This is a genomic window from Staphylococcus sp. HMSC036D05, from assembly GCF_001836225.1.
Taxonomy (GTDB): Bacteria; Bacillota; Bacilli; order Staphylococcales; family Staphylococcaceae; genus Staphylococcus; species Staphylococcus caprae.
This window is the reverse complement of the sequence record NZ_KV827773.1, coordinates 535,612-549,096: the sequence shown is the minus strand read 5'-3', so window position 1 is coordinate 549,096 and position 13,485 is coordinate 535,612. Positions and strand designations below refer to the sequence as shown.

The following is a 13,485-nucleotide window of genomic DNA, read 5'->3' as shown; positions in this document are numbered from 1 at the left end:
ATATTGTCATTCAGTTTTCAATGTTCATTTGAATAAAATCAATCTTTTCCATCATATCTTTTTTATAAACAAAAGTCAATGACTTATCAAGATTACTTTATTTATTTTAAAGTGTTTTAATCACCTTTGCAAGGGTAAGTTTTACACTCGCTTAACAATTGAAACAAACACTTTACAATCGCTTTTCAGCGACTTTTTTATAATATCAATTTTATGTTTTTAAGTCAACAATTAAATTGCATTATTTTTTAAATTTTGTGAGTGTCGTTTTCGTAGCTCACAAAGAAATATTCTACCATGATTTCTAAAATTTGCAATAGAAAAATCATACAAAAACGAAATTCGTCTTTGTATGATTTAATAAAGCTCTTTTAAAATTGTTTATTTATTTTTGAGTGCTAGCAATAACCTTTCTAGCAATAGATGTATAAATCTCACCTAAGCGATCATCAGGTTGATAAATAGATGGTGAAAAGTCCTTTGGATTCCATGTTGGTTGTTCTAATGGTAATTCTCCAAACAACTGAGTATCTAACTCATCAGCGAGTTTAGTTCCCCCACCTTTACCAAATACATATTCTTTATTTCCAGTTTCTTTACTTTCAAAGTAACTCATATTTTCGATAACGCCTAAAATTGAGTGGTCTGTATGTTTTGCCATAGCTCCAGCTCTAGCTGCAACGAATGCTGCTGTAGGATGAGGTGTCGTTACAATAATTTCTTTACTAGATGGCAACATAGAATGAACATCTAATGCAACGTCTCCAGTACCTGGTGGTAAATCAAGTAAGAGATAATCTAAATCTCCCCATTGTACTTCTGTAAAGAAGTTTGTCAACATTTTACCTAGCATAGGCCCTCTCCAAATAACTGGGGCATTTTCCTCAACAAAGAATGCCATTGAGATGACTTTAACACCATGACGTTCTACTGGAATGATTTCTTTACCATCTACACCAGGTCTTTCATCAATACCCATCATATCTGGAACACTAAAACCATATATATCAGCATCTACAAGTCCAACTTTTTTACCTTCTCTTGCTAAGGCTACAGCTAAATTTACTGCTATGGTTGATTTACCAACGCCACCTTTACCTGATGCAATTGAAATAAATTCAACTGGATTATTTTGAGAAAGAAGTCCTTCAATTGTTTTTGGTTTTTCAGTTCCCTTACCACGATATTTCTCAACTGTTTCAGGTGGTAACTCTTCAAAACGGATACCAACTGTATTTGCACCATTTTCTTTTAAAGCTTTTACAATTGCCATTTGTAAATCTAATTGTGGTTGGCCACCTAATTGAGCCATTGCAACTTTAACACTTACGTGCTCTATCTCTTCTTTGATGGTTACGTTAACAATTCCATCAGTTTCTTTTAAAGGTACATCAATAATTGGATCCTTTAACGCACCTACTATCTCTTCAACTTGATTTACCGTTAACAAAGTAAATCCCCCTTAATCAATGTTAATTTATCTACATAATAACAAAAGTTATTCATTTACGTAGTTCATCTGTTTAAGTATAAGGCTTTTTTAATGATAAAAAAAGAAGTTAGCCTACATAATTAAGTAGACTAACTCGATAAATATATTTATACTTCTCTAATATTTTGAGATTTTCTATTCGGCTCTTTGATAAATAAGGCTAAAATAAAGGCAATAACAACAAAACCTGTTACTAGTGCAAATGAAACATCGACACCAGCAGCGACCGTTTGTCTTTGTAATAATTCTTTACTAGCGTGTGCTGATGATGAAGGTCCTAGCCATTTTGCACCTATACTCATAAATGTAACCATTAATGCTGTACCAAGTGAACCTGACATAACACGTCCAAAGTTCATTATAGCAGTACCATGTGAGATGTTTTTATTTTCTAAGGCGTTAATACCTGTAGTATTAATAGGCATCATTAGTAATGAAACTGCGAACATTCGGATCGCATATATAATGATGAGATACGTATATGATGTATCTGCTTTTAGGAAACAAAGCAACAGCGTACAAATAGTAAGTAATGTAAATCCTGCAAATATCAGAGGTCTCGGCCCATATTTATCATAAAATCTTCCTGTAAATACTGACATGATACCGTTAATAATAGCGCCTGGCATAATAACTAAACCGGATAGTAATGCGGATAAACCTAATGCATTTTGAACATACAATGGAATAAGTAAAGCAGGGCCAACCATTGAAAGCATGACAATCATAGAAGTAATTGTACTGAAACAGAAGATTTTACTTTTAAATACTTTAAGATTAAGTAACGGGTTAGCAATCGTTATTTGTCTTCTTATAAAGATTAAAATAATCACGATACTAATCACGAGTGAGCCAATAACAATCGGATTTGAAAATCCTAAATTACCGGCACTACTGAAAGCATATAACATTAATCCAAAGCCAATTGTTGAATATATAACCGATGGCTTATCTAACTTTGTATCTTTCGTTTCGTTGTAACTTGAAATAGAAACTAATCCAAATATAAATGCAATTAGAGCAATTCCAACAATAATGATAAATGGAACTCTCCAACTTGCATTATCGATGATAAGTCCTGTGAAAGTAGGTCCAATCGCAGGAGCGAATTGTATGACCAATCCAGCTAGCCCCATGGCGAAACCACGATGTTCTTTTGAAAATAATGTAAATAACGTGAATTGCATTAATGGCATGAGCACACCAGCACCTATCGCTTGTATGACTCTTGCAGTCATTAATACACCGAAATTTGGAGCAATAGCAGCTATAATTGAACCTAATAAAAACGTCCCCATCGCTCCAAGATATAGTGGTTTAGTTTTTATTCTGTCCATTAAATAAGCAGTCAAAGGAATCATGACACCATTTACCAGCATGAAACCTGTTATTAACCATTGCGATGTATTTTCGTTAATTTTTAATTCACGCATAATATGAGGTAAGGCAGTATTTAATAATGTTTGATTTAATATTGCAACGAATGCACTAATTAACATCACTGCCACTATTAAATTACGTCTATGTTTGGGTAATTTTATAGTGTCCATAGATAATTACTCCTTCTTGTTTGATAACAGTTTTTTATTTAACCAAAATTAAGATCTCGAATCAATCTAATTGCTTATTTGATTATTTTTTATTATTTAAATTTTTACTTTCCGGATAGAAGATTTCCTTACAGACAAATAAAAATCCTATGATTATCATAATTACCCAAAATTGAATATTTATATATACATAATGGATATGAACGATGAAATAAAACATGATAGTTGTGACTATAAATGAAATGAGATGATAAGTGATACCTTGAAAGTATAGGTTGTTTGGCAATTTTTTCTTAAAATAGTCCATTAAATGTTCAATCGCAAACAGCGTAAAATATCCAAAAATAATATAGCTACCGTAATAAAATAAATTATCGTAAAAGCCTTTATTATATTCAAAGTATCCTAAATGAAAGAATATTAAAATTCTACTCAAACCATATAAACCAAAACCTAAAAAAGTTAAGAAAATTGCCCCTGACAGTACAAAGATAGCGAGAACAATAAGTGTTACTGCTAAATTATAAAATTTATTTTTAAACGACTTCACTTTAATTGTCCCCCCTCCTTAATCAATACATATTTATAGTATCACGTATACCCAACCTTATAAAATTTAAAAAACGCCCACACACATCGTAGACGTTTTTAATGTTTATTCAATTAGGATTTAAGTATTTGATAATTCATCATTTCTATAAAGGAATGTCCATATAAGCGCAAGGCATATCGAAATAACAGAAACTAAACCTAATACATTGTGTAAGTCTGAACCAAATAATCCTGCTTTCAAAGCATACATATATCCCATAATTGTTGATCCAACTGAAGAACCTAAATTTTTAGTTAATGCATAGAATGACATCATCTTTTTCATATTTTTTGGTGAACTCTCTTCTTGGACGATAACGCTATCTTTAGTATATACAAAGCCAAAACTGAGTCCCGCAAAAATAACTGCAAAAGCGATTAAAAGTGGTACTTTCAAACCAAATATGATAACAATGCTACATATTAACAGTATTGTGAATGCACTTATATATAAGGCTTTTCTAGTAAAATGCGCTTCAATTTTAGCTAAATTAAAGTTCAGTGTAATCCATGCTACAGATAATGGAAATATAACAAATCCACTTTGTAATGGAGACAAGCCTAATTTTTCTTGTAAATAGACTGGTATATAGAGATTGTACCCCATTAATGACATAGCGATAAATAAATCAGTAATAAATGCAAGAACGATTGATTTATTAAATTCTGCAACTGGTAAAAATGGATTTTCAGTTTTCTTTTCCATTTTGAATAATAAAATCATAACAATCATCGCTAATATAATAGAGATAATGTTTAATGAAATGTGTCCTTGATTTAAAAGACCGAACATAAGTAATGCTATAAAGATATAGAAAACTGTTAGTCCCTTTACATCAAAATTAGTTTTATTGACATTTTCTTCCTCTGGAAAATGAAAAGTAATGAGCACTAAAATGATAGCGATAATAGCAATTGGTATATTAATGAAGAATAACCAATGCCATGTAGCAAATTCTAAAATTGCTCCTCCTAATAAAGGACCTACAATACTTGAAATCCCCCAAACACTACCGACGATTCCCATTATTTTATATCTGAGAGGTATTTCAAACGCTAATTTAGGAACAATTTGAGATAGTGACATCATTACCCCAGCACCAAAACCTTGGATTACTCTAGAAATAATTAAGAAGGTAAATGTTTCACTTAATCCCGACATCAAGCTTCCTATTGCGAATAAAGCCACTCCTGTAACTGCAATGTAAATAATTTTAAATCGCGACAATAATTCCCCAACAATTGGGTTAGCAACAACTAAAGCTATAAAATATACTGTAAATACTAACGAAACTAAATTTCCAGCATGTAAATTGTTTTTAATTGTTGGTAATGCTAAAGAAATAATGGACGTTTCGATTGCAGCCATAAACATAATTAGTATGAGTGCAGTGACTGTAATTATAGATTTTAATTTCATTTTAGTTTACCTCCCTTTCTATGATTTGTATCGAACCTTTAAAATATTAATACGTTATATCGATTAACACAATCGTGCATTAGTATTATTTTAAATCGTTAAAAAACAAAACGGCAGAGTAATATAAACTCTACCGCTAACATTCTTAAATGAAATATAAAATACCTACCATATGTAATAATGAAGCTATAACGATAAATATATGCCATATCATATGGAAATAAGGTCTATTCTTTTGAGCATAAAACCATGCGCCAATGGTATATGAAAGACCACCAAGAAATATAAATAAAATAAATAGCCAAGACGTTCGTATAATGATGATTGGTAAAAATATAATACCAATCCATCCCATCACTAAATATACAATTAGGCTTAATTTATGATTCACTTTTGTAGCTATAGATTTATATAATATTCCCCAAAGCGTAGTTCCCCATAATAGAATCGTTACCAACCAACCTATCCAACCGCCTACGACAGTTAGCAACACAGGTGTATAGGTCCCAGATATAGCCACATATATCATGCTATGATCAATAATACGTAAAATATACTTATGTGCCGTATGATTTTGCATCGAATGATACACTGTTGATGAGATAAACATCATAAATATACTAATTATATAAATAGATACACTTACAGACTCCAATGTGCCACCATTATTAAAGCTGTGCACCGCTGCATAAGGTAATATAAATAACGTCAGTAATGCTGCAGCACCATGAGATGCTGCATTACCAATTTCTTCCCCAAACGTTAAAGGAATGATGTCCTTAAATGTTTCAACAACAGATTCGTTTTTATGCTTAGATGATTGAGACATCTATTCCACCGTCCTTATTTAAATCAATCCCATTCTCTTTAAATCTTCAGTAGCTGTTTCTACACTATCTTTGCCTTCTTTATTTTTAAGTGGTGAGAACTCTTCTTCTCTAGGTACTTGTAAAGTAATGAAACTTGTTCCATATTTAAATATATCAAAATAGAACAACTCAAATTTTAATGTAGGTCGTTCTACTACTCCAAAATCCTCATCCAATTGCTTTAATTTTTTGATAGCCAAATGATATGGTAATTCTCTATCTACCGCACTTTTAATAAATGCTAATTTAAAGGCATGAATACCTATGTTAGCATTGTCAAAATCATTTGCTACTTCAGGATTTAACTCAGAATACTCGAGAACAGTGTCTTTGCAATCGATGTTAACTAATCTACCTACACTTTCTCCTTCACGGGGTTGTATGGTCTTCGAAGTAACATCTCTGTTATTGCTAACAGTATATCCAGCGAATAATGGATCTAAGACTTTAACTAGTACATTATCTATATTGTTTAAGAATATATACTGAACATGATCTTTCTCCATTTTATCTAAATAACCTGCATCTTTAAGCGATTTAAAGACGCCTCCGTTACCATTTGGCGTTTCCATAATATGACCATCTCTATCTAATACAAGCTTTCCATCTTCTCCTAAAGCGACCATGTTTGCTTGTTTGAAAAAGTGTATATGATTCGCATCATATTCAAAATAATTATGCTGTTTGAAGTATTCCAAAGTTGCTTCATGGTTAATATCGCTTGTCATTATATACCAATTGATAGTGTGACCTGTTTGTTCCTTTAAGTTAATTAACTGACGTGCTTGTAGTTCGAATAAACTTACCCCTTCTATTTCAAAAGAACCTTTAGGTCCCTTATAGCCTAAACGCGTACCTTGGCCTCCAGCCATTAAGAGTACAGCGAATTCGCCATTTCTAATTGCTTCATAACCTTTTTGTTCATATGTATATCGTTCTTCATCTGTTAATTTGGATTTCACTTCATATTTAACTTCAGAAACCGAAGAAACATCTTCAATAGATTGTCTATTCACATATAAATCTTGATATAAATTTTGAATCGATTCTAAATCAAGCTGTTTTACCTTATTATCTAAAGATTCTTTCTCATTATTACTCATCAATTTCTCATATTCATACAAATGCTCTTGGTTATATTTTTCCAATCGATTTTTGTCTAACATGATTACGCTCCTTATGTACTAATAATTCTATGTTCTTCATTCCATATTTTATTTAATTTAGAAAAAATGGCTTACCCACTGATGCGTTAATTCGTTAACAAAGGGTTGAAATAAAACGTAGATAGCTCCAAAGCTCAAAGCAGTAGCTAAAGATAAATCTACTAAACCACCTGTCTTAAAATGTATCGGTGATACTATATTAAATGGTAACGGGTAAAATAATTTCACACCTCTAGGAGTTAATATATCTAGTATAACATGTGATATCATTCCAATAACAATCGCAACCATATAATACATGGGAGTATGAATTAAGTACAGTAAAAAGCCAACTAAAGCTATGAATACTAGAGAATGTGTAAATGTCCTATGTCCAAATAAAAGTCGAATGATAAAACTTAAAATTTTAAAACGTCTACCAATTTTACTTTTAGTATGGCAAATATCTGGTAATAAGCTTGCAATCGTGGATAGAACTATTGTGGTAATCGAAGTAAATAAATCTGTATGAAAGTATTGTGTTGTGAGGGCTCCTACTAGAAAGCCACAAGATGCATGTGTTTTACCTGTCATTGAACGTCTCCTTCTTTATTAATCATATCACATTCACCCAATAAATGCGAACATACTTTCGCTATATTATATTCAAATCATTAGTATGACATAATTTATTTAAAAGTATCACACAAATGCTTGAAAACGATTTCAATATCATTTATGATAAATGTACAAATTATTTAAAGGATGTGTTTTTAATGGCAATGACAGTAAAGAAAAACGATAATGAAGTACGTATTCAATGGAGAGTTGCAGATATTAAAATCCCAAATAATGAAATTAAAAATATTTCACAAGACCAAGACATCCATGCCGTTCCAGACGAAAATGGTAAAGAAATTTCACGTATTGGATCTACATTTGGGAAAACAAATCGCGTAATTATCGATACTGATGACCATAAATACATTATTTATACTCAAAACGATCAAAAAGTTTATAATGAACTTACAAAATAATAAAGTACATAAAATATGATATGGCAATGAGCTGTCGACAAGGTCAAACTTTGTTGGCAGCTTTTATTAGTTATAGAAAAATTCCGATAGTAAATAAAATTTTCAAAATCTTTAAAAATTGATAATCTCAAATATACATATTATATTTAAAGTAGTATTTAATTGGAGGTATCAGAGCTATGTTCGTTGTGACTAACAGAATCACTGTAAAAAAAGGATTTGCTGAAAAAATGGCACCTAGATTTACTAAAGGTGGACAAATTCAATCATTACAAGGATTTAATGGAATTGAAGTTTGGCAAATTGCTAGAGATGATTATAGTGAGGACATGTATGTTAATACTTGGTGGGAAACTGAAGCAGACTTTAAGAACTGGGTAAACAGTGATGCTTTTAAAGAAGCACATAAAAATACTGGAAAATCAGAAGATTCTCCAGTAATTAAAAGCGAAATTGTAAAAGCGAATGTCTTATCTAAACTAGATAAATAAAAACGATTTAAAGATGGCCATCGATTGGAATTGAAACGATGTGTCATCTTTTTTTATTTAATAAACAAGTGTGCTAATAATGCGATAATAGGAAGCGTAATTAAAGTACGAATTAAGAAGATCATAAATAGCTTTCCAATGCTAACCGGGATTTTTGATCCTAGTATAACGCCACCTACTTCTGATAAGTATATTAATTGAGATATACTTAATGCGCCAATGACAAAACGTGTAATGTCACTCTGAACACCTTCAATGAGAATAGATGGTAAAAACATATCCGCGAAACCAATTAAAATCGTTTGAGACGCATGTGATGCTTCGGGTATTTGTAGTAACTCTAAAAATGGCACGAATGGCTTCCCTACTATTTCAAAAATAGGTGTATAATTCGCAATGATTGTAGCTATTGTTCCGATACTCATAACTACTGGTAAGATGACAAACCACATATCAACTACTGTTTTAAAACCAGAAATAAAGAAATCTTTGAAGCCAGGTGCTTTAATACCAACTTCTGTTGCCATATCAAAACCATGTCCCAACGCTGTTTTTCCTTCAGGTAATTGTTCTGTTCTAGCTTCTTTAGAAACATCTTTGGCATATTCGTCAGGAATGTTTTTAAGTGGCCATATTCTAGGCATAATCATTGCTGCAATTAAACAAGATATAATGACTGTGATATAAAAATAAAAGAATTGATCTTGCATTTTTATAGTTGAAGCAATGACAATTGCAAAAGTGATAGAAACCACACTGAATGTAGTTGAAATAACAGTTGCTTCTCTTCTCGAATAGAACCCCTCTTCATATTGTCTGCTGGTAATGAGTACGCCTACTGTCCCATCTCCGATAAATGAAGCAAGATTGTCCACTGTAGATCGACCAGGCAATGTAAATAATGGTCTCATCACTGGTCTAAATACTGGTCCTAGTAATTCTAATAAACCATATTCCATTAATAATGGTAAAAATAAAGCCGCAAATAAAAATACAGCGACTAATGTTGGTAGCAAACTAGAAAAAACGAGTCCTCCAGTATCTTCTGAATAAATCATCTTTGGACCCACTTTCAAATAAGTAAGCCACACAAATATCACTGCTAAAACTCTTAATATTAACCATCCTATTTTAACGTTAAATGCATTATACATTAAACCTTGCGGATTCAATTTATTTTTAAAAATTGTAGAACATAAAATAGTTAAAATACCAGAAACTGTGATAATTAAAACTATGAGTGATGACATCACGCCACCTATCCAATCTTTAAGACAATTAGCTAAAAATGCTACAGGTAATGTTGTTTGTTTCTCTCCATCTTGAACAACAGGTATAGGAATTAAAAATAAAATAATTCCTAAGATAGACATTGTTATAAATTTTATTCTTCCTTTAATGATCTCACTTTGGGTGTGTTCTTTCATTACTTTCAATCCATTTCTTTCTATTTATATTAAGCTTGAATTTATCAAGATAAGTGCATTTGTTAATGATTATATATGCAAAATTATGAATAAATACGTATAATTACTATACGCTATTCTTCCATTTTTCGCAATCATCAAATTTAAAAAAAGACCGATTTCAACGTATTATAAATTGAAATCGGCCTTGTTATACCCTTGAGCACACCCATTTATAATTAATGAATAATTTATTTCATTCTACGTAATAAGAATAAGAAATATGGTGCTCCAATAACTGCAATAACCACACCCACTGGAATATCGAGTGGTGGTTGAATTCCCCTAGCTAAGCCATCACCAAGTGTTAATAATATGGCACCTATTAACCCTGACATGATGATGACATGTAAATTCTTATGCCCCACAAGTTGTCTAGCGATATGAGGAGCAATAAGTCCCAAGAAACTGATACCTCCGACTACTGCAATTGAAGCTCCAGCTAACATAACAGCTAAGATAAGAAGTATCATTTTTAAGAATTGCACACGTGCACCGAGTGCAGTGGCTACGTTGTCACCTAAGTTTAAAATGTCCAACTGATAACCAAGTAGAAGTACTAAAGGTACAGTAATTATAAACCAAGGTAGCACGCTGAAAAAGTTAGAGATATTATGTCCATATAAACTACCCGTTAACCAAATTAATGCATTGTTAGCATCCATTGGATTACGAATAAGTAGAAACTGAACGATAGCTGTACAAATTGCCCCTATCGCTAAACCTATTAATGCTAGCTTCGAACCTTTAACATCAAATTTAGATATTAGGAAAGATAGAATTAAACTGATAATTAAAGCGCCTGCAAATGATCCTAAAGGTAAAACAAAGAGAGGAGCTGATGGAAAAATCATAATAATGATAACAGCAGCAAGACTTGCCCCTTTTGTAATACCAATCACGTCTGGTGAAGCAAGTGGGTTTCTGATAACACCTTGAATAACCGCACCTGAAATAGCTAAACTACTACCTATCACTAATCCCAATAATGTTCTAGGAATACGGTATTCATTTAAAATAAAATCATCTTGTGTAAATAAACCAGCAATTGCATGAATAGGGTCAATCATGACAGAACCTATACATAAACTGAATAAAGTACTCACTAATAAAATTAAAATTACAATACCGTAACGTATACTATTTCTTCCTTTTATCATACGCGATTCACCCCTCTAACTGTAATAAATAAGAAGTAAAAGGCGCCGACAAATGATGTCACAATACCTACTGGTGATTCAAATGGATATGTGATTAATCGACATAATACATCTGAGATTAATAATAAATCTGCACCAAAAATAAATGTTAGAGGAATCATAACTAAGTAATTTTTACTTACATAGCGTTTAACGATATGAGGAACGATTAAACCAACAAATCCTATAGGTCCTGCAATTGAAACAGACATACCTGCTAAGACAATGACTAATAAACCGATAATCATTCTTACGATATGTGTTCGTTGACCTAACCCTCTAGCTATATCGTCACCGAGCTCCATAATTGTAAGTTGACGTCCCATGAAAATGGTCACAATCACAGCAATTGCTAAACATGGGACAATCATCATGATTTGACTCCACTTAATACCAGCTAAAGATCCTACTAACCAAAACATCACTGTATCGTTAGAGTCCTCATTTAAAATGATAATTCCTTGGGTCATACTACTAAAAAATAGATGAATAGCCATACCTGCAAGTGCAAGTTTAACGGGTGTAATAGCTTTTGTAGAACCCGAGAGCGTATAAACAGTAAAACCACCGAAAAAGGCACCAATAATAGCTAAGATAGTTGAATATGAGCCTAAAGCTGGAATTAAAACTGTTATTAAGACAATGACAAACGAAGCTCCTGCGTTTACACCAAATATCTGTGGAGAGGCCAGTGGATTTTTAGTAATTGCTTGCATAAGTAAACCTGCTATCCCCAAAGCGCCACCTATGACTAATCCTGCAAGCATTCGAGGCATACGTACGTTGTGTATTAAGAATGTTTGCTCTGTTCCGATGTGTCCTGTGAAATAACTTAAAATATCATGAAATTGTATTTTCGAAGAACCAATCGCTAAATTCAAATAGATTGAAATAAAAAGAAGGCACACACCCACAATATAAGTGAGTGTAGTGCGCTTTCTCTTTTTTTGTTCAATAGCGGATTGACTATCTTTATAACCTATAGTCATTGATTTCCACCTTACTTGTTATCTTTTTTAGAATCTTTCTTAGATAATTCTACAAGTTCTTTTGCCATTTCTTCAGATGAGATTAAACCACGTGATCTAGCCCATAAGTCACGGTCTAAAACGTCAACGCGATCTTTTTTAACAGCATCTAATTTTTTCCAAACTGCATCTTTTTCTAATTCTTTTAATGATGGTTCATTTGGACTTGCTTTGTCAGTCATAATAAACATACGTTCTGGGTTAACTTTAGATAATGTTTCTGTGTTCATTTGTAAGTAAGGTCCTTTAAGATACTTACTTAAGCCTTTAGTTACGTCATCAGTTAATGCTTCTTTGAATCCAAGTTGACTTAAGAATTGACCTACATAAGAATTACTTGGATGTGCTAATAAACCAGATTTGGAAGCAACTGCAGGTAATACTTTCTCATCTTTGTTCATTGTAATTTCTTTTTTATATTTCTCGATTTTTTTCTCGTGTTCGTCTAGGCGTTTTTTACCTTCATCTTCTTTACCTAATGCTTTAGAAATCGTTTTGAAAGCATCGATGTTTTCATTATAGTTACCATCGAAACTTTTCAGTTCAATTGTAGGAGCAATTTTATTTAAATCTTTATAAATGCCTTTATGTCTATTACTATCTGCAATAATTAAATCCGGTTTAAGTTTACTAATTTCCTCTAAGTTAGGTTGTTTACGAGCACCTACTGAAGTATAGTTCCCAATTTTATCTCTTAATGGTTTAATAATACGTTCTTTCTTCTTATCATCTGCAACACCAACTGGTTTAACATCTAATGCAGCTAATGCATCAACGAATGAATATTCAAGAACAACAACACGTTTAGGGTGTTTAGGGACTTTTGTTTTCCCTTCTTCATGCTTGATTTCAACACCATCTTTAGATGCTGATTTATTATTTGAGTCATTAGAACCATTGCTTCCACATGCAGCAACAAGAACTAAAACTAGCATTAAGCCAATAACACTAAAAAATTTGAGACCTCTCATAGTTCCACTCCTTAATATGTATATGCTTACATTAATAGTTTATTGATAACGATTATCATTGTCAACATTTTATTGTATAATTTTGTGAATAAATTTTACTCATTACTATTTAAATCAAATGTCTCTTTAACTTCTTATTGAGATTAATCTGTATATAACTCAATATAATTCTTAAATTAAATAACTATTTAATAAAAAAGGCTGGGACCTTTAACGTTTATGCTAT

Annotated in this window: 13 protein-coding genes; 2 read left to right on the top strand and 11 right to left on the bottom strand. The window is 32.0% G+C overall.

Going from position 1 to position 13,485, the window contains the following annotated elements; genetic code table 11:
- Positions 1-385 precede the first annotated feature (385 nt).
- The 7 genes from HMPREF2580_RS03215 to HMPREF2580_RS03185 all read right to left on the bottom strand — a co-directional run bounded on the left by HMPREF2580_RS03215 (position 386) and on the right by HMPREF2580_RS03185 (position 7,661).
- On the bottom strand, positions 386-1,450 hold the full coding sequence (locus HMPREF2580_RS03215; protein WP_070830368.1) for a P-loop NTPase: 1,065 nt from the start codon (positions 1,448-1,450) through the stop codon (positions 386-388).
- Positions 1,451-1,599: 149 nt separating this feature from the next.
- On the bottom strand, positions 1,600-3,042 hold the full coding sequence (locus HMPREF2580_RS03210) for an MDR family MFS transporter (protein ID WP_002443637.1): 1,443 nt from the start codon (positions 3,040-3,042) through the stop codon (positions 1,600-1,602).
- A gap of 82 nt (positions 3,043-3,124) precedes the next feature.
- Positions 3,125-3,592 (bottom strand): SepA family multidrug efflux transporter, encoded by a 468-nt coding sequence (locus HMPREF2580_RS03205; protein ID WP_070830367.1) that lies wholly within the window; start codon positions 3,590-3,592, stop codon positions 3,125-3,127.
- Positions 3,593-3,712: 120 nt separating this feature from the next.
- Positions 3,713-5,053, bottom strand: coding sequence for a multidrug efflux MFS transporter SdrM (gene sdrM / locus HMPREF2580_RS03200; protein WP_070830366.1), 1,341 nt, complete (start codon positions 5,051-5,053; stop codon positions 3,713-3,715).
- A gap of 145 nt (positions 5,054-5,198) precedes the next feature.
- Positions 5,199-5,882, bottom strand: a complete 684-nt coding sequence (locus HMPREF2580_RS03195; protein ID WP_002443645.1) for a PAQR family membrane homeostasis protein TrhA — start codon at positions 5,880-5,882, stop codon at positions 5,199-5,201.
- An 18-nt stretch (positions 5,883-5,900) separates the two neighbouring features.
- Positions 5,901-7,088, bottom strand: a complete 1,188-nt coding sequence (locus HMPREF2580_RS03190) for a UTP--glucose-1-phosphate uridylyltransferase (protein WP_070830365.1) — start codon at positions 7,086-7,088, stop codon at positions 5,901-5,903.
- Positions 7,089-7,145: 57 nt separating this feature from the next.
- On the bottom strand, positions 7,146-7,661 hold the full coding sequence (locus HMPREF2580_RS03185) for a metal-dependent hydrolase (RefSeq protein WP_002443650.1): 516 nt from the start codon (positions 7,659-7,661) through the stop codon (positions 7,146-7,148).
- A gap of 182 nt (positions 7,662-7,843) precedes the next feature.
- Between HMPREF2580_RS03185 and HMPREF2580_RS03180 the strand changes: the two genes are divergently transcribed.
- Complete coding sequence (locus tag HMPREF2580_RS03180) at positions 7,844-8,104, top strand: SunI/YnzG family protein (RefSeq protein ID WP_037541582.1); 261 nt, start codon at positions 7,844-7,846, stop codon at positions 8,102-8,104.
- A gap of 179 nt (positions 8,105-8,283) precedes the next feature.
- Positions 8,284-8,595, top strand: a complete 312-nt coding sequence (locus tag HMPREF2580_RS03175) for a heme oxygenase (protein ID WP_002443653.1) — start codon at positions 8,284-8,286, stop codon at positions 8,593-8,595.
- A gap of 53 nt (positions 8,596-8,648) precedes the next feature.
- Here HMPREF2580_RS03175 and HMPREF2580_RS03170 read toward each other — a convergent pair whose 3' ends face one another.
- The 4 genes from HMPREF2580_RS03170 to HMPREF2580_RS03155 form a co-directional block, all read right to left on the bottom strand.
- Positions 8,649-10,022, bottom strand: a complete 1,374-nt coding sequence (locus tag HMPREF2580_RS03170; protein ID WP_070830364.1) for a YjiH family protein — start codon at positions 10,020-10,022, stop codon at positions 8,649-8,651.
- A 230-nt stretch (positions 10,023-10,252) separates the two neighbouring features.
- Positions 10,253-11,221: a FecCD family ABC transporter permease gene (locus tag HMPREF2580_RS03165; RefSeq protein ID WP_002443657.1), complete on the bottom strand. Its 969-nt coding sequence runs from the start codon at positions 11,219-11,221 to the stop codon at positions 10,253-10,255.
- Positions 11,218-12,249 carry a FecCD family ABC transporter permease gene (locus HMPREF2580_RS03160; RefSeq protein WP_002443659.1) on the bottom strand — a complete coding sequence of 344 codons (1,032 nt, stop codon included), beginning with the start codon at positions 12,247-12,249 and terminating at the stop codon, positions 11,218-11,220. The genes HMPREF2580_RS03165 and HMPREF2580_RS03160 overlap by 4 nt, the downstream gene beginning before the upstream one ends.
- A gap of 11 nt (positions 12,250-12,260) precedes the next feature.
- Complete coding sequence (locus HMPREF2580_RS03155; RefSeq protein WP_002443661.1) at positions 12,261-13,259, bottom strand: ABC transporter substrate-binding protein; 999 nt, start codon at positions 13,257-13,259, stop codon at positions 12,261-12,263.
- Between the last annotated feature and the right edge of the window lie 226 nt (positions 13,260-13,485).

Bases quoted from the DNA above. Each gene is read 5' to 3' on its own strand.
- HMPREF2580_RS03175 (WP_002443653.1), top strand. From the start codon at position 8,284: ATGTTCGTTGTGACTAACAGAATCACTGTAAAAAAAGGATTTGCTGAA.
- HMPREF2580_RS03155 (WP_002443661.1), bottom strand. From the start codon at position 13,259: ATGAGAGGTCTCAAATTTTTTAGTGTTATTGGCTTAATGCTAGTTTTA.
- HMPREF2580_RS03180 (WP_037541582.1), top strand. From the start codon at position 7,844: ATGGCAATGACAGTAAAGAAAAACGATAATGAAGTACGTATTCAATGG.
- sdrM (WP_070830366.1), bottom strand. From the start codon at position 5,053: ATGAAATTAAAATCTATAATTACAGTCACTGCACTCATACTAATTATG.
- HMPREF2580_RS03170 (WP_070830364.1), bottom strand. From the start codon at position 10,022: ATGAAAGAACACACCCAAAGTGAGATCATTAAAGGAAGAATAAAATTT.
- HMPREF2580_RS03190 (WP_070830365.1), bottom strand. From the start codon at position 7,088: ATGTTAGACAAAAATCGATTGGAAAAATATAACCAAGAGCATTTGTAT.
- HMPREF2580_RS03160 (WP_002443659.1), bottom strand. From the start codon at position 12,249: ATGACTATAGGTTATAAAGATAGTCAATCCGCTATTGAACAAAAAAAG.
- HMPREF2580_RS03195 (WP_002443645.1), bottom strand. From the start codon at position 5,882: ATGTCTCAATCATCTAAGCATAAAAACGAATCTGTTGTTGAAACATTT.
- HMPREF2580_RS03165 (WP_002443657.1), bottom strand. From the start codon at position 11,221: ATGATAAAAGGAAGAAATAGTATACGTTACGGTATTGTAATTTTAATT.
- HMPREF2580_RS03185 (WP_002443650.1), bottom strand. From the start codon at position 7,661: ATGACAGGTAAAACACATGCATCTTGTGGCTTTCTAGTAGGAGCCCTC.
- HMPREF2580_RS03210 (WP_002443637.1), bottom strand. From the start codon at position 3,042: ATGGACACTATAAAATTACCCAAACATAGACGTAATTTAATAGTGGCA.